The 16,968-nt window shown below is 65.4% G+C and carries 9 protein-coding genes, 1 tRNA gene and 3 rRNA genes; all 13 read right to left on the bottom strand.

The annotated features are described in order from the left end of the window. Positions 1–64 precede the first annotated feature (64 nt). A tRNA-Met gene (locus VHC63_15700) sits at positions 65–141 on the bottom strand. A 101-nt stretch (positions 142–242) separates the two neighbouring features. After that, positions 243–357 (bottom strand): 5S ribosomal RNA (gene rrf, locus VHC63_15695). Positions 358–458: 101 nt separating this feature from the next. Further along, a 23S ribosomal RNA gene (locus VHC63_15690) occupies positions 459–4,266 on the bottom strand. Between the two features lie 255 nt (positions 4,267–4,521). Beyond that, positions 4,522–6,044, bottom strand: a 16S ribosomal RNA gene (locus VHC63_15685). Together the 16S, 23S and 5S rRNA genes with 1 tRNA gene alongside form the textbook arrangement of a ribosomal RNA operon. A 355-nt stretch (positions 6,045–6,399) precedes the next feature. After that, positions 6,400–7,779, bottom strand: a complete 1,380-nt coding sequence (argH, locus tag VHC63_15680) for an argininosuccinate lyase (protein ID HVV38051.1) — start codon at positions 7,777–7,779, stop codon at positions 6,400–6,402. Further along, positions 7,776–8,978 carry an argininosuccinate synthase gene (locus VHC63_15675; GenBank protein ID HVV38050.1) on the bottom strand — a complete coding sequence of 401 codons (1,203 nt, stop codon included), beginning with the start codon at positions 8,976–8,978 and terminating at the stop codon, positions 7,776–7,778. Before VHC63_15675 ends, argH begins: the two co-directional genes overlap by 4 nt. After that, entirely contained in the window at positions 8,978–9,445 is a 468-nt protein-coding gene (gene argR / locus VHC63_15670) for an arginine repressor (protein ID HVV38049.1), read from the bottom strand. Before argR ends, VHC63_15675 begins: the two co-directional genes overlap by 1 nt. Beyond that, the gene (locus VHC63_15665; protein HVV38048.1) at positions 9,432–10,325 is read right to left on the bottom strand and encodes an ornithine carbamoyltransferase; all 894 of its coding nucleotides are present in this window, start codon (positions 10,323–10,325) and stop codon (positions 9,432–9,434) included. The genes argR and VHC63_15665 overlap by 14 nt, the downstream gene beginning before the upstream one ends. Beyond that, entirely contained in the window at positions 10,322–11,461 is a 1,140-nt protein-coding gene (locus VHC63_15660) for an acetylornithine/succinylornithine family transaminase (protein ID HVV38047.1), read from the bottom strand. Before VHC63_15660 ends, VHC63_15665 begins: the two co-directional genes overlap by 4 nt. Further along, on the bottom strand, positions 11,458–12,321 hold the full coding sequence (argB, locus tag VHC63_15655; protein HVV38046.1) for an acetylglutamate kinase: 864 nt from the start codon (positions 12,319–12,321) through the stop codon (positions 11,458–11,460). Before argB ends, VHC63_15660 begins: the two co-directional genes overlap by 4 nt. After that, positions 12,318–13,490: a bifunctional glutamate N-acetyltransferase/amino-acid acetyltransferase ArgJ gene (gene argJ, locus VHC63_15650; GenBank protein HVV38045.1), complete on the bottom strand. Its 1,173-nt coding sequence runs from the start codon at positions 13,488–13,490 to the stop codon at positions 12,318–12,320. The genes argB and argJ overlap by 4 nt, the downstream gene beginning before the upstream one ends. Then, positions 13,490–14,506, bottom strand: a complete 1,017-nt coding sequence (argC, locus tag VHC63_15645) for an N-acetyl-gamma-glutamyl-phosphate reductase (protein HVV38044.1) — start codon at positions 14,504–14,506, stop codon at positions 13,490–13,492. Before argC ends, argJ begins: the two co-directional genes overlap by 1 nt. A gap of 40 nt (positions 14,507–14,546) precedes the next feature. Next, positions 14,547–16,967 (bottom strand): phenylalanine--tRNA ligase subunit beta, encoded by a 2,421-nt coding sequence (gene pheT / locus VHC63_15640; GenBank protein ID HVV38043.1) that lies wholly within the window; start codon positions 16,965–16,967, stop codon positions 14,547–14,549. Position 16,968: the final 1 nt, after the last annotated feature.

The raw sequence follows: 16,968 nt of genomic DNA, 5'->3' as shown, positions 1-16,968 counted from the left end.
ACAGCGGCACCAAGGGCGATCCGGGCGATTGACCACGACCGATGTGGGCTGCTGGGAGGAAGGCTGGTTGCGGGGGCAGGATTTGAACCTGCGACCTTCAGGTTATGAGCCTGACGAGCTACCGGGCTGCTCCACCCCGCGCCAAGCCAACGCTCGTCCGGCGGAGCTGCGCTCGACGCGGGACGGGAAAGGCATGTGAATGGGTTCCGTTAAACGCGCGCTCCTTACGCACCGGCTGCAATGCCTGGCGACGACCTACTCTTCCATCGCTTGAGCGATAGTACCATCGGCGCTGTCAGGTTTCACGGCCGAGTTCGGGATGGGATCGGGTGGGGCACTGACGCTATAGCCACCAGGCAATGAAGCCGGTGTTGCGAAAACGCGCGCTCTTAAATCGATGCACCTGGCCAGATGAACTTCCAACCAATGTCAGCCCAGGGCTGTCATTGATGGTGGGACTCATCAAGCGCGAATAGGACAATTAGTATCGGTTAGCTCCACGCGTTACCGCGCTTCCACATCCGATCTATCAAGGTCATGGTCTCTGACCGTCCTAAGAAATCTTATCTCGAGGGAGGCTTCCCGCTTAGATGCTTTCAGCGGTTATCCCGTCCATGCATAGCTACCCTGCTGCGCCGTTGGCACGACGACAGGTACACCAGAGGCATGTTCAACCCGGTCCTCTCGTACTAGGGTCAACTCCTCTCAAATTTCGACGCCCACGGCAGATAGGGACCAAACTGTCTCGCGACGTTCTGAACCCAGCTCACGTACCACTTTAAATGGCGAACAGCCATACCCTTGGGACCTGCTCCAGCCCCAGGATGTGATGAGCCGACATCGAGGTGCCAAACAACCCCGTCGATATGAGCTCTTGGGGGTTATCAGCCTGTTATCCCCGGCGTACCTTTTATCCGTTGAGCGATGGCGCTTCCACACGCAACCACCGGATCACTATGCCCAGCTTTCGCTCCTGCTTGACGTGTCAGTCTCGCAGTCAAGCTCTCTTGTGCCATTGCACTCGACGGCTGATTGCCAACCAGCCTGAGAGAACCTTTGGGCGCCTCCGTTACTTTTTAGGAGGCGACCGCCCCAGTCAAACTACCCATCTGGCGCTGTCCCCCACCCGGATAACGGGCGAAGGTTAGAGTCCCGGCATAAACAGGGTGGTATTTCAACGTTGACTCCACCATGGCTGGCGCCACAGCTTCCTAGTCTCCCACCTATCCTACACAATTCATACCAAAACCCAACACCAAACTGTAGTAAAGGTGCACGGGGTCTTTCCGTCCTGATGCAGCTAACGAGCATCTTTACTCGTACTTCAATTTCGCCGGGTCTGTGGTTGAGACAGTAGGAAAGTCGTTACGCCATTCGTGCAGGTCGGAACTTACCCGACAAGGAATTTCGCTTGAACTTGTTACAGCTAATTCAGCATTAGCTGGTCTGGTCGTTTCCGCCAGACTCCCTACGTCGCCGTAGGGCCCGGACCATATCTTCTTCTTCCTCTGAGCTGAGGAAGAGGGTCGGCGTATGGTCTCTGAGGATTCTCAAAACCGCTGAGGGCTTGCGGTGGTTCATCGTCTCGGCGATTGCCGCGATCTGCATCAGTCCTTCGACTGACAGATGCCGGCGTTGCGCCATGAGATGAAGCACCTGGACGAACTTTGTCGAAGTTTGCTCGCTTCGACGTTCGCAAAGGGTGTCGCTCGAAGAACGGGACGATCACCTCGCGGAGATCGGCCTGCTTAGTGGCCACGTATCGGAGGAGATCCTCCTTGTGGTTGTCCTTGCGGGCGTTGCGGAAGACCGCGCCGCAGCCGAAGAACGTCACCATCGCTTCGAGCACGTTGCGACTCGACTCGCCTTGTGTAACGGCGAACGTGGGCTGGACCTGCCAGCCGACGCGTGTCGAGCCTTGGCGGAAGATGGGAACGCTGAAACAGCCTTCGCCATCGACAAACCCCACAATCCACTCAGCGGAAAGGAGTCTTTCCTGCTGATTTTCCGCACTGGTCACATTGTCACTGCTTGGCACCCTGACCATCGTAAAGATGGGGTGTGACGCCAAACGAGTAGTGCCAGATACCCGGATTTTCCAGCATATAGCCGACTGCTTACACAGCGTCACCGCTGTGCAGGGCAGCTCCTCATTGCCTGCTATGAGGATTCCTACCTTAGGACCGTTATAGTTACGGCCGCCGTTTACTGGGGCTTAGGTTCAGAGCTTCGCCCGAGGGCTAACCCTTCCCCGTAACCTTCCAGCACCGGGCAGGCGTCAGAGCGTATACGTCGTCTTACGACTTAGCACGCTCCTGTGTTTTTAGTAAACAGTCGCTTTCCCCTGGTCTCTGCGACCCTCTCGAGCTCGCGGAGTAAATCCGTCCACTCTACTGGGGCCATCCTTCTCCCGAAGTTACGGATGTATTTTGCCGAGTTCCTTAACCACAGTTCTCCCGATCGCCTTGGTATTCTCTACCTGTCCACCTGTGTCGGTTTGGGGTACGGGCGCTCTATTAGCTCGCTAGAAGCTTTTCTAGGCAGCATGGAATCAGTGACTTCGACTCGATCGTCTCGGCATCGCGTCTCAGGATGTATGAGGGCCGGATTTGCCTAACCCTCTCCCTACACGCTTACCCCGGTTCAACCATTGACCGGGTTCACCTATCCTCCTGCGTCCCTCCATCGCTGTCCGCCGGCGAGTGGGTCGGTTCGTCCCGAAGGACAGCCCCTTAGTACCTCACCATTGGAATTGGCGCGAATAGAGCGGTACCGGAATATCAACCGGTTGTGCATCGACTACGCCTTGCGGCCTCGCCTTAGCTCCCGACTTACCCTGGGCGGAATAGCCTTCCCCAGGAACCCTTGGACTTTCGGCGGAGGGGTTTCTCACCCCTCTCTCGCTACTCATGCCAGCATTCGCACTCGACCACGCTCCACGACGGTTTCCACCGCCGCTTCACTGCAAGATCGACGCTCCCCTACCACTCCACATTGCTGTGAAGTCCGTAGCTTCGGCTTTGGGCTTTAGCCCCGTTACATTGTCCGCGCAGGATCACTCGACCAGTGAGCTATTACGCACTCTTTCAAGGGTGGCTGCTTCTAAGCCAACCTCCTGGCTGTTTTCGCAATCCCACATCGTTTTCCACTTAGCCCAAAATTAGGGGCCTTAGCTGACGGTCTGGGTTGTTTCCCTTTCGACTAACGAAGCTCATCCCTCGTAGTCTCACTGCTGCACTCTGGATTAATGGCATTCGGAGTTTGATTGGGGTCAGTAAGCTTGTAGGCCCCCTAGCCCATTCAGTGCTCTACCTCCATCAATGAACATGCAACGCTGTACCTAAATACATTTCGGGGAGAACCAGCTATCACCGAGTTTGCTTGGCCTTTCACCCCTTGCCACAGCTCATCCCCCCTGTTTTCAACCAGGGTGGGTTCGGCCCTCCACGGGGTCTTACCCCCGCTTCAGCCTGGCCATGGCAAGATCACTCGGCTTCGGGTCTACCGCATGCGACTGAATCGCCCTATTCAGACTCGCTTTCGCTCCGGCTACCCCTCACGGGTTAACCTCGCCACACACGGTAACTCGCTGGCTCATTCTTCAAAAGGCACGCCATCGCGGCCACCCGAAGGTGACGACGCTCTGACTGTTTGTAAACCAACGGTTTCAGGTACTATTTCACTCCCCTCCCGGGGTGCTTTTCACCTTTCCCTCACGGTACTAGTTCGCTATCGGTCGCCTGCTTGTACTTAGCCTTACGAAGTGGTCTTCGCAGATTCACGCCAGTTTTCACGGTCCCGGCGTTACTTGGGATTGCTGAACAGAGATTGAGTGCCTTTCGCGTACGGGGCTCTTACCCACTGCGGCGCGACGTTCCAAAACGCTTCTGCTAGGCATCAATTTTGTAACTCTGCGACGGATCTGGTGCTCCGCCCATCAGGTCCCACTACCCCATACCGGCAACGCCACCAGGCTTTACCACCGGCACGGTTTGGGCTGTTCCCGTTTCGTTCGTCACTACTCAGGGAGTCACTGTTGTTTTCTTTTCCTCGAGGTACTGAGATATTTCAGTTCCCTCGGTTCCCTCTACCTGCCCTATGTGTTCAAGCAGGAGTAACACCCGATCAAGGGTGCTGGGTTTCCCCATTCGGACATCCACGGATCAAAAGTTGGTCGGCACTTCCCCGTGGCTTTTCGCAGCCACCCACGTCCTTCATCGGCATCAGGCGCCAAGGCATCCACCGTTGGCTCTTTGTAGCTTGGAGAACAAAGATGCTCGTGCTCGCTATGCAGTTCTCAAGGAACGAGTGCCCGACGCGAGCGGCCGGCCTCCTCTGAGAGAAGGCCGGCTTCACGTTGGCAGAAGGAGCTGTTGCTCCCTCACAACGGAACAGAGATACGTCACACACGCCGGCGTGCGGCTCGAGAGAACTGAATCTGCGATCGAGACGCCGTATCGGCGTGCGCACTAACCAGTGATCGACTCGGAGATTGTCTCGAATGAGACAAGCTCTCCTTAGAAAGGAGGTGATCCAGCCGCACCTTCCGGTACGGCTACCTTGTTACGACTTCACCCCAATCACCGACCCCACCTTCGACAGCTCCCTCCTTACGGTTGGGCCACTGGCTTCGGGTGTTGCCGACTTTCGTGGTGTGACGGGCGGTGTGTACAAGGCCCGGGAACGTATTCACCCCGGCATTGCTGATCCGGGATTACTAGCGACTCCGACTTCATGGAGTCGAGTTGCAGACTCCAATCCGAACTGAGACCGGCTTTATGGGATTCGCTCATCCTCGCGGAATAGCAGCCCTTTGTACCGGCCATTGTAGCATGTTTGCAGCCCTAGACATAAGGGGCATGATGACTTGACGTCATCCCCACCTTCCTCCGAGTTGACCCCGGCAGTCTTCTACGAGTCCCCGGCATTACCCGCTGGCAACATAGAATAAGGGTTGCGCTCGTTGCGGGACTTAACCCAACATCTCACGACACGAGCTGACGACAGCCATGCACCACCTATCGCAGACCCTTTCGGACACCATATCTCTATGGCTTTTCCTGCGTAGTTCAACCTAGGTAAGGTTCTTCGCGTTGCATCGAATTAAGCAACATGCTCCGCCGCTTGTGCGGGCCCCCGTCAATTTCTTTGAGTTTTAGTCTTGCGACCGTACTCCCCAGGCGGCACACTTAATGCGTTAGCTACGGCACGGAACCCGTCGATAGGGCCCCACACCTAGTGTGCAACGTTTACGGCGTGGACTACCAGGGTATCTAATCCTGTTCGCTCCCCACGCTTTCGCGCATCAGCGTCAGTACAGGCCCAGAACACCGCCTTCGCCACTGGTGTTCCTCCAGATATCTAAGCATTTCACCGCTACACCTGGAATTCCGTGTTCCCCTACCTGACTCAAGTCATGACAGTTCCGAGTGGCCGCCCCGAGTTGAGCTCGAGGGTTTCACACCCGGCTTACCAAACCGCCTACGCGCGCTTTACGCCCAATAAATCCGGACAACGCTCGCTCCCTACGTATTACCGCGGCTGCTGGCACGTAGTTGGCCGGAGCTTCTTCTGTAGGTACCGTCAATTTCGTCCCTACTGAAAGTGGTTTACAACCCGAGGGCCGTCATCCCACACGCGGCGTTGCTGCCTCAGGCTTTCGCCCATTGGGCAAGATTCCCCACTGCTGCCTCCCGTAGGAGTCTGGGCCGTGTCTCAGTCCCAGTGTGGCTGATCGTCCTCTCAGACCAGCTAGACGTCGAAGCCTTGGTAGGCCGTTACCCCACCAACAAGCTGATATCCCGCGAGCCCCTCCCAAAGCGAAATTCATTTCTTCACCAGGCCATGCGACCCGGTGAAGGCATCAGGTATTAGACCCGGTTTCCCAGGCTTATCCCTGTCTTTGGGGCAGGTTGCTCACGTGTTACTCACCCGTTCGCCACTAGGTCTTCCGGAGTATTGCTACTCCATGGACCCCGTTCGACTTGCATGTGTTAAGCACGCCGCCAGCGTTCGTCCTGAGCCAGAATCAAACTCTCCATCGAAACCTACCCGGTCGAAACCGGGATCGATTTGGTTCAATTCCAGACACAAAGACAGACGTTGTCGTCCATTATTGCGTCAATTATTGACAAGTATGAATGCAGCTCCGAGGAGCTGCACCCGCACTGGTTTTTGGCGCATCTCTGTTCCGTTGTCAAGGAGCACACCGGCGCCTGGCACACACCTCAAGAGAGGTGGAGGTGCTGGAGAGCGCCTGCTCATGTCGAGGGTTGCACCCGAAACTGCCGGTGTACTTCCTCTTCCGCTTCATCGGGCCCGACGTATCAGGCCCCGTGGGGCGGGTTGACGACTATACGATCCCGCCAGGCCCTCCGTCAAGCCGGACACCGCCCATTTTCAGCCCAAACGTTGCCGATCGGCGGCGAGGCGGTCAGCGAAGCGCTTGCGCTGCTCCGCCACCTGCGCCGGGCCCGTGCCACCGGCCGTTTGCCGGCGCGTCACCGCCACGCCAATGCCCAGTAAGGCGACCGCGTCGGCGCCCAGCGCCGGGTGCGCCTCGACCAGCTCGGCGAGGGGGACGTGGCGCTCCAAGCTGTCGCGCACGAGGCCCCCGACGATGGCGTGGGCCTCCCGGAACGGCGTGCCCCGCTCCACCAGCCATTCGGCCAGGTCGATGGCCGCCGCGGTGGGCGAATCGGCGGCGTCGGCCATGCGCCCGAGGTCGAACGTGGCGGTGTCGAGGAGCCCGGCAAGGGCAGCCAGCGCCAGGCGAATCTGGTCGACGGCGTCGAATAGGGGTTCCTTGTCCTCCTGGAGATCCCGGTTGTAGGCCAGAGGGAGACCCTTGAGCGTGGCGAGGAAGCCCGCGGCGTGGCCGATGAGCCGGCCCGCCTTGCCCCGGGTCAACTCGGCGATGTCGGGATTCTTCTTCTGCGGCAGCATCGAGCTGCCCGTGGAATAGGCGTCGGCGAGCTTCAGGAAGCCGAACTCCTCCGTCGACCACAGCACGACCTCCTCTCCCATACGGGAGAGGTGCACACCCAGCAGGGCGATCGCGTGCAGGAGCTCGGATACGAAGTCGCGGTCCGAGGTGGCGTCGAGGCTGTTGTCGAAGGCGGCGGCGAAGCCGAGTTCGTCGGCGACCGCTTCGGGCGAGAGCGGCAGCGACGAACCGGCGATCGCACCAGCACCCAGAGGCGACACGTCGAGCCGGCGCCGGGCGTCACAGAGCCGGTCGACGTCACGGGCGAGCGCCCAGCCGTGGGCTAGCAGGTGGTGGCTGAGCAGGATCGGCTGGGCGCGCTGAAGGTGCGTGTAGCCCGGGAGGTAGGCGCCGCCGACCTCCTCGGCGCGGCGTAGCAGCACGTCTTGCAGGGCGACGACACCGGCCGCCACCTCCGTCGCCGCCCGCTTGCACCACAGCCGGAACGCGGTCGCGACCTGGTCGTTGCGGCTACGGCCGGTGTGGAGCTTGGCGCCCGTGTCGCCGGTCATCTCCGTGACCCGGCGTTCGATGGCGGTGTGGATGTCCTCGTCGCTGTCGACGAACACGAACGAGCCGCTGTCGAGCTCGGAGCCCACCTTGTCGAGGGCGGCGACGAGCACGTCGCCCTCCTGTTTCGTCAGCAGGCCGCCGCGGACGAGACCGTGGACGTGCGCCTTGGACGCGACGACGTCGTCGGGACCGAGGCGCTGATCGAAGGGCAGGCTGACAGTGAACTGCCACAGCGCTTCCGCCGGACCTTCGGCGAAGCGACCGTGCCACAGGGTCGTCACTGCCGTCCGGGGCCCTGCCGCGACGCCCACGTCTGCACGGACAGGCCCCAGAGGCGCACGAAGCCCTCGGAGTCGCTGTGGCGGAACGTGTCGGCGGCGTCGTAGGTGGCGAGCTCGTAGTCGTAGAGGGCGTCGGGCGAGCGCCGGCCGGTGACGCGGCACGACCCGGGCGACAGCGACAACCGCACGTCGCCCGTCACAAACCGCTGGCTGTCGTCGATGAAGGCGTCGTAGGCACGCTTGAGTGGCGAGAACCACAGCCCGTCATAGATCAGCTCGGCGTAGCGGGGCTCGAGGCGGGCCTTCTCGCGGGCCAGGTCGCGCTCGAGGGTGATCGACTCGAGGTCGTTGTGGGCCAGGATCAGCGCCAGGCTCGCCGGGCACTCGTAGGTTTCTCGACTCTTGATGCCGACGCGGCGGTTCTCGACCATGTCGATGCGACCCCAGCCGTACGACCCGACGATGTCGGCCAGCCTGCCGATCAGGTCGACGAGTCCGAGCTTCTCGCCGTCGAGGGCGACGGGCGCGCCGGCTTCGAAGCTGATTGTGACGTCGCGGGGATCGGTCGCCGTCGGCTTGGTCAGCACCCACACGCCGGGCGGAGGCTCACGCCATGGATCCTCCATCTCGCCGCACTCGATGGCGCGGCCCCAGAGGTTGTCGTCGATCGAATACAGCTTCTCGCGCGTGGCGGTGATCGGGATGCCGCGGGTCTCGGCGTAGCGGATCGAATCGTCGCGGGTGAGGCCCCAGTTGCGCGCCGGCGCCAGGACGTCCAGATCAGGGGCGAGGGCGCGGGTCGACACCTCGAAGCGCACCTGGTCGTTGCCTTTCCCGGTGCAACCGTGGGCGACGGCGTGGGCGCCATGCCGGCGAGCCGCCGCCACGAGGTGCTTCACGATTACGGGTCGAGAGAGCGCGCTGACGAGTGGATAGCGGCCCTCGTACATGGCGTTGGCCTTGAGCGCCGGGACCAGGAAGTCGGCCGCGTACTCGTCGCGGGCGTCGATGACTTCGGCCTCGACGGCGCCGGCGGCGAGGGCGCGGTTGCGCACCGTGTCCATCTCGGTATTGCCACCGTCCTGGCCGACGTCGACCGCCACCGCGATCACCTCGACACCCAACTCCTCGCGGAGCCAGGCGACGGCCACCGACGTGTCGAGACCGCCCGAATACGCAAGAACCACACGCTGTGCCATCACAACCCCGCCAATTCCATGAACATGTTCGCTACCTTCTCACCGCCCGCTTTCGCGGACGCAATCACCATCAACGTGTCGTCGCCCGCCACGGTCCCGAGGACATCGGGCAGCCCGGCGCGGTCGATCGCCGAGCCGACGACGTGCGCGGAACCCGGCGGCGTGCGCAGCACGACGACCGGTCCGCTGTGGGCCACTTCGACCAACCACTCCGACAGCACGCGCCGCAAGTGGTCCTCGGGGGCGACGCGTTGGGTCGGCAGTTCGGGCAAGGCGTAGGCGGTCTCGCCGCCGCGCACCCGAATCTTGACGGCGCCCATGTCCTCCAGATCGCGCGACACGGTGGCCTGGGTGGCGACAACGCCCGATTCGGCCAGCAACTCGACGAGCTGCGCCTGGCTGGTGACGGTGCCGCCTTCGAGAATCTGCGCGATCCGGTGCTGACGCTGCTGTTTAGCGAGCCGCATCGACCAGCCACCAGATCGCGCCGCGGGCGGCGTCAAGACGCTTGGCCGCCTGCTCGAAGACCGCCGACTGCGGCCCGTCGATCACCGCGGCGTCGACCTCGCTCCCGCGGATCGCCGGCAGGCAGTGCAGGAACACGGCTCGCTCGGCGGCGAGTTCCATCAACTCCGGAGTCACGGCGAAGCCCTCGAACGCCACCTGGCGCGCGTCGGCTTCGGCCTCCTGACCCATGGAGACGAAGACGTCCGTGTACACCGCGTCGGCACCCTTGACCGCCTCGGTCGGGCGGTCGGTCACCGTCAGCATCCCGCCCAGCGTGGCGATCGTGTCCAGGTCGAGCGCGCTCGGGCCGTACTGGGGCGGGCAGGCGACGACGAAGTCCACGCCGGCGTAGGCACAGGCCAGCGCAAGGGAGCGGGTCACGTTGTTGAAGTCGCCGACGAAGGCCACGCGCAACGCGGCGAGGTCACCGAAGCGGGCGCGCAGGGTGAGGAGGTCGGCGATGGCCTGGCACGGATGCGCCACGTCGGAGAGCAGGTTGAGCACCGGGACGACGTCGGCCGCGGCCATGCGCTGCAGCACGGCGTGGCTCTTTACCCGCGCACCGACGACGGCGTGGTAGCCGGCGAGGGTGCGGATGACATCTTCGGCGGTCTCGCGCGTGTCGATACCGACCTCGTCGCCCTTCATGCTGACGGGGTGACCGCCGAGCGCCACGACGGCCATCTCCGTCGAGTTCCGCGTGCGGCCGCTGGCCTTCTCGAAAATGAGCCCGGCGCCTTTGCCCGCCAGCACGCGGGGCGGGGCCGGCTCCTCGCATCGGCGCAGCACCTCGAGGAACTCGTCGCGCGACAGGTCGTCAATATCGAGGAGATGTCTCACGCCAGGACGTCCTTGACGATGACGAGGGCGGCGTCGATCTCGTCGTCGGACACGTTCAGCGGCGGGGCGAAGCGCAGCGCTGTGTCGGTGACGGCGTTGACGACGAGGCCGGCGTCGAGCAATGCCTTGTTGACCGCCTTCGCGTTCCCGGCGGAGAGCTCGGCGCCGAGCAGCAGGCCGAGGCCGCGGACAGCGCTCACGCCCGGTGTCTGGGTTAACCCTGAGGCGAGGCGCTCGCCGGCGCGGCGGGCGCATGCCGGCGCGTCGATGGCGATGAGCTCGTCGAGGGTCGCCCGCGCCGCCGACGCCGCCAGCGGCTGGCCTCCGTAGGTCGAGCCGTGGTCGCCGGTTTCGAAGACCGACGCCACCTCGGCACGCGCCCAGCAGGCGCCGATCGGCATGCCGTTGCCGAGGGCCTTGGCCACCGTCACGATGTCGGGCCGGATGCCGCTGTGCTGGAAGGCGAACCACTCCCCCGTCCGTCCGAGGCCGGTCTGCACCTCGTCGACGATGAGCAGCACGCCGCGCTCGTCGCACAAGGCGCGCAGGTCGCGCACGTAACCCTCGGGCGCGGGATGCACGCCGCCTTCGCCCTGCACCACTTCGACGAGCACCGCCGCCGTCGACGCGTCCATCATCCGCTCGACATCCGCGAGATCGAAGGCCGCCGCGTGCACGAACCCTTCGGGCAGCGGTTGGAACTTCTCGTGCTTGGCCGGCTGGCCCGTGGCGTGCAGGGTCGCCAGCGTGCGACCGTGGAAGGACCCGAACGCGCTGATGACGACGTGCTTGCCGGGACCGCCGGCGAGCCGGGCGAGCTTGATGGCGCACTCGTTGGCTTCGGCGCCGGAGTTGGCGAAGAAGACCTGGCCGCCGCCGCCGATCAGTTCGTCGAGGGTGAACGCCACGGACGGTCCGACCTGGTTGCCGAACAGGTTCGACACGTGGCTCAACGTTGCCGCCTGCTCGGCGATCGCGGCGGTCACCCGCGGGTGAGCGTGGCCCAGCGACGTGACGGCGAGGCCCGACAGGAAGTCGAGGTACTCCTTGCCGGTGTCGTCGTAGAGGTGCGTGCCTTCGCCGCGCACGAACGTGACCGGCGGCGCGGCGTAGGTGGGCATCAGTTTTGAACTCATGGTGTGACCATCGTTCCGATTCCTTCGTCGGTGAAGATCTCGAGCAGCAGGGCGCGCGGGACGCGCCCGTCGAGGATGTGGGCGACGCCGACGCCGCTGCGCACCGCGTCGACACACGCCTGCACCTTGGGGATCATCCCGCCCGAGATCGAACCGTCGGCGATGAGGGCGTCGACGTCCTGCACTGACACCCGCGACAGCACGGACTCGGCGTCGGCGACGTCGCGGCGGATCCCGTCGATGTCGGTGAGGTAGACCAGTTTTTCGGCGCCCAGCGCGCCGGCGATGGCGGCGGCCGCGGTGTCGGCGTTGATGTTGTAGGCCTGACCGGCGGCGTCGACGCCGATGGTGGCGATCACCGGGATCAGCTCGTCGGCCAGCAAGCGCGCCACGACGTCGCTGTTGACGTGGGTGACCTCGCCCACGAACCCGAGGTCGGGGTTGAGCTGCTTGGCCGCCAGGAGCGACGCATCCTCCCCCGACATGCCGACGGCGAGCGGCCCGTGGACGTTGATGGCGGCGACCAGCTCGCGGTTGACCTTGCCCACGAGCACCATGCGCACGACGTCGAGCGTCTCCGCGTCGGTGACGCGCAGGCCGTCGACGAACGACGACTCCTTGCCGATGCGCTTGAGGAGGTCGCCGATCTGCGGGCCACCGCCGTGCACGACGACGGGGCGCATCCCGACCGAGTGCATGAGCACGACGTCGGCGGCGAACTGGGCGAGGCCGTCGGCCTCACTGGCGGCGCCGGCGAGCGCGTTGCCGCCGTACTTGACCACGACGGTCTTGCCGAAGAAACGTCGGATGTACGGCAACGCCTCGGTCAGAACCTCCGCCTTCTCGGCCGCCCGGCTCATGACGTACCCATGTTCTCGTCGACGTACGCGTGCGTGAGATCGTTCGTCAGCAACCACCACGACCCGTCGCCGAGGCCGAGGTCGACGGTGACGTCGATGCGCGGCTGTTCCATGTGCGCCCGCACGGCGGCGCCATCGTGGGGCACCGCCACGCCGCCGCGGGCGACGACGACGTCGCCGTAGGCGACCGACACCTTGTCGATGTCGAACGCCGCGCCGGCGCTGGCGGCTTCGCTCACCACGCGGCCCCAGTACGGGTCCTGGCCGTACCACGAGCACTTGCACAGGTTGCTGTCGGCGATCCGCCGCGCCGCCTTGGCCGCGTCGTCGTCGCTCGCCGCTCCCTTGACGGTGACGCGCACGAGCTTCGTCGCGCCTTCGGCGTCGCACACCATCTGCTCGGCCAGATCCGCGCACACCCGCGTGATCAACTCGCCCAGTGCGGCGGCGTCGATCGCGTGCTCGGCCCTTCCGCTCGCCAGGATGATCACGGTGTCGTTGGTCGACGTGCAGCCGTCGACGGTGATGCGGTGGAACGAGTGGTCCATGGCGCTCGCCAGCAGGCGCTGGAGCATCGGCGCGTCGACTCGGGCGTCGGTGGTGAGCACGCCCAGCATCGTGGCCATGTTCGGTGCCAGCATCGCCGCGCCCTTGGCCATGCCGCCCACGGTGACACCCCCGGCGATGGCAACGCTTTCCTTGCGGATCGTGTCGGTCGTCATGATGGCGTCGGCGGCGAGTTCGCCCCCCTCCGCCGTGGCGGCGAGCGACGCGGCCAATGTCGGCACAGCGCCGGTGAAGGGGTCGAGGGCCAGCGGGATGCCGATGAGCCCGGTCGAGCAGACGAGTACCTCCTCGGCGCGGCAGCCGAGTTGGCGCGCCACGAGGTCGCAGGCGCCCTGCGCCGTCGCCCGGCCGTCAGCCCCCGTGGCGGCGTTGGCGTTGCCCGAGTTCAAGATGACGGCCGCGGCGCGGCCCGACGTGGCCGCCAGGTGGGCGCGGCTCACCTGTACCGGCGCGGCGGCGGCCAGGTTGGTCGTGAAGACGGCGGCCGCGGGCACCGGTCGACGGTCCTCGGTCGCCACCAGCGACAGATCGGCGACGCCCGAGGGCTTGATGCCCGACCACACGCCGCCGGCGACAAAACCCCGCGCTGCAGTGACGCTCATTACGGATAGACCCCCGCCGTGGTCAGGCCGGTCGCCTCGGGCAGGCCGGCGATGAGGTTGGCGCACTGGACCATCTGGCCCGCTGCGCCCTTCCCGAGATTGTCGATGGCGCAGATCGCCACCACCCATCCTGTGCGGTCGTCGACCCGGGCGGTGATGTGCGCCGCGTTCGATCCGAGCGTCGCCTTGGTCGACGGCGACCGCTCGCTCACGACGACGAAGGGCTCCTCGGCGTAGGCGGCGTGGAGTGCCTCCAGCACCGAGGCGGTGGACTGTGAGCCCACCGGCCGGGCGTAACAGGTGGCGAGGATGCCGCGGTTCATCGGCGCGAGGTGGGGCGTGAACAGGATCTCGGCGCCCGTCGCCTGCTCCATCTCGGGCGTGTGGCGGTGCGTCAGCAGGCCGTAGGCGGTGAAGTCTTCGTCGACGGTGTTGAAGTGCGTATTGGGCTTGGGGACCTTGCCGGCGCCCGACACCCCCGACGCCGCGTCGACGATCACGCCCGTCGTCGCGATGAGCCCCGCCTTGACCAGCGGGGCCAGCGCTAGGGCGGCGGCCGTCGGGTAGCAGCCGGCGGCGGCGGCGAGCTTCTGCTGCTTGATCTCGTCGCGGTACAGCTCGGGGATGCCGTGCACGAACCGCCCGAGCAATTCGGGCGCCGGGTGCGCCTCGCCGTACCACCGCGGGTACAGCGCGGCGTCGCGCAGGCGGAAGTCGGCGCCGAGGTCGACGATCCCGCCGACCTTGTCGACGAGCTGCGGCACGACGGCGCCCGACGCGCCGTGGGGCAGCGCCAGGAAGACGAGGTCGTGCTGCGTCGCCTTGTCGACGTCGACGGCCTCGTACACCAGGTCGGGATAGGCGGCGGCGAGGCTGGGGTAGCTGTCGGCTACCGGCGCGCCGACGGCGCTGTCGCCGGTGGCGTAGGTGACCTCGAACTCCGGGTGGCCGGCGAGAAACCGCAGCAGCTCCGCCCCTGCGTATCCCGACGCGCCGAGTACCGCCACCTTCGCCATTGCATGATTATACACACATCCGCGTAGGTCCGCGAAGGCGTTAGCCGCGCAAGGTCGCTCCGTGGCTCTTCTCGACTGCGGCGATGCCGGCAGCGCGCCGCTCGCCGACTTCGGCGTCGGTGAGGGTCCGGTCGAGGGCGCAGAACCGCAGCCGGAAGGCCAGGCTGCGGTGGCCTTCGGGCACGCCGGTGCCGCGGTAGACGTCGAACAGCTCGGCGTGGACGAGCAGGTCGCCGGCGGCCGCTTGCAGGGTGGCGAGCACGTCGGCGGCGGCAACGCCGTCGGGCACGACGAAGGCGAGGTCGATGTCGCTCGACGGGAAACGGCTGACGTCCACCGCCGTCGCCGAACGGCGCGGGGCGGCGTGCAGGGCTGCGAGGTCGACGTCGAGCCACGCGACACGACCCTCGATCCCGAGGCGGTCGAGCACGGCGGGGTCGACTTCGCCGACGACGCCGATCGCCGAGCCGTCGACGGTCACCACGCCGGTTCGCGTCGGGTGCAGGCCATCGACGGGTTCGGTGGCGTTGGCCACCGCCGGCTTCTCGAGGCGCAACGCGTCGGCGAGCACCGTCCAGGCGTCGACCGCGGCGTAGGCATCGGCGGGCCACAGCGCCGCGGCCACGCGCTCGTTCTCGTGCGGCAGGCCGCCTTCGGGGCCCGTCACGTAGCGGTTGATGACCGACGGGTCGACGGGCGGCTCGTCGGGCCGCTCCCACACCGCGCCGATCTCGTACAGCCACACCTCGCCGGCGCGGTGGCGGACGTTGTGCACGATCGAGCGCAGCAGGCCCGGGAGCAAGGACGCACGGAGGATCGACTCTTCGAGCGCCAGCGGCCGGTCGGCCTTGATCAGGTTCTCCTCCGGCAAACCCGCCACCGCGTGGTCACCGGGGCCGAGCAGCGGCGACGTCATCGCCTCGTTGACACCCAACCCGCACAGCAAATCGCGGATGACCCGGCACTCGCGTTGGTTTCGCGTGAGCCCCCCGTTGGTACCGGGAGCCGTGCGCAGCACGCGCGGCACGGACTCGTAGCCGTAGTGGCGCGCCACTTCCTCGACCAGCGCCTCTTCGATGGTGGCGTCGGGCCGCCACGACGGCGCCGTCACCTCGGCCACTTCGTCGTCTCGGCGGGCGACGGTGAAACCGATGCTCGTGAGGTAGCCGTCGATCTGCTCTGCGCTGAGCTCGGCCCCGAGCAGGCCGTTGACCCGCGACGTGCGCAGGCTGATGACCGCGGGCCGCGGCGTGTACTCCTCGGACACCCACACCGTGCGCGCCCCGACGCGCGCGCCGGCGTAGGCCACCGCCAGGGAACAGAAGCGGGCGACGGCGCGCTCGACGTGGCCGGCGTCGACGCCCTTCTCGAAGCGGGCCGATGCCTCGGAGCGCAGACCGAGACGCTTTGACGTGCGGGCGATCACCATCGGCTCGAACCACGCCGCCTCGAGCACGACGTTGGTGGTGCCGTCTTCGATCTCGGAGGTGCCGCCGCCCATGACGCCGGCGATGCCGACGCCGACGCCGTTGGCATCGGCGATCACGCAGTCCTCGCCGCCGACGCCGAGCGTGCGCGTCTCGCCGTCGAGGGTGAGCAACTGCTCGCCGGGTTCGGCCGGGCGCACGATGAAGCCGCCACCGGGCAGGCGATCGCCGTCATAGGGGTGCGTGGGTTGCCCGTGTTCGAGCATCACGTAGTTGGAGATGTCGACGACGTTGTTGATCGGGCGCATGCCGGCGAGGGTGAGGCGGCGCTGCATCCACTCGGGCGACGGCCCGATGGTGACGCCTTCGAGACGCGTCGCCGTGAAGATCGGACACATCGCCGGCGCTTCCACCGACACGACCGGCCCGTCCGCCGACGGCGCCGGCAGCTCCATTGCGTTGCTCGGCTCGGTGAACGGGAGGCCGAGTTTCGCCGCCAGGTCGCGGGCGACGCCGAGGATGCACAGCGCGTCGGGGCGGTTGCCCTCGATGGCGAGGTCGAGCACGACGTCGGGCTCGATGCCGAGCGCATCGGCGAGTTTGGTGCCGGGAACCAGGGCGTCGTCGAGCAGCATGATCCCGGCGTGGTCGTCGCCGAGTTCGAGCTCGCGCGCCGAGCAGATCATCCCGTTGGACTCGACGCCCTTCATCTTGCGCTTGCCGATGACGAAGTCGCCCGGCAGGACGGCCCCGACCGGTGCGAACGCCACGGTGGCGCCGGTGTCGAAGTTCCAGGCGCCACAGACGACCTGCACCGGGCCCTCGCCGTGGTCGACGACGATGCGGCGGATCTTGTCGGCGCCTTCGATCAGGTTGACCTCGAGCACCTTCGCCACGACGACGTCTTTGACGCTCGCCCCCACGTACTCGACGCCCTCGACGACGAGGCCGAGGGCGTTGCACGTGTCGACGAGCGCGTCGATGTCGTCGCCGATCGGCGCGAAATCACGAAGCCACGAAACCGGGACGAGCACG

The organism is Acidimicrobiales bacterium, from assembly GCA_035546775.1.
In the GTDB taxonomy this organism is placed as follows: Bacteria; Actinomycetota; Acidimicrobiia; order Acidimicrobiales; family JACCXE01; genus JACCXE01.
This window is presented reverse-complemented; position numbering and strand designations above follow the sequence as displayed.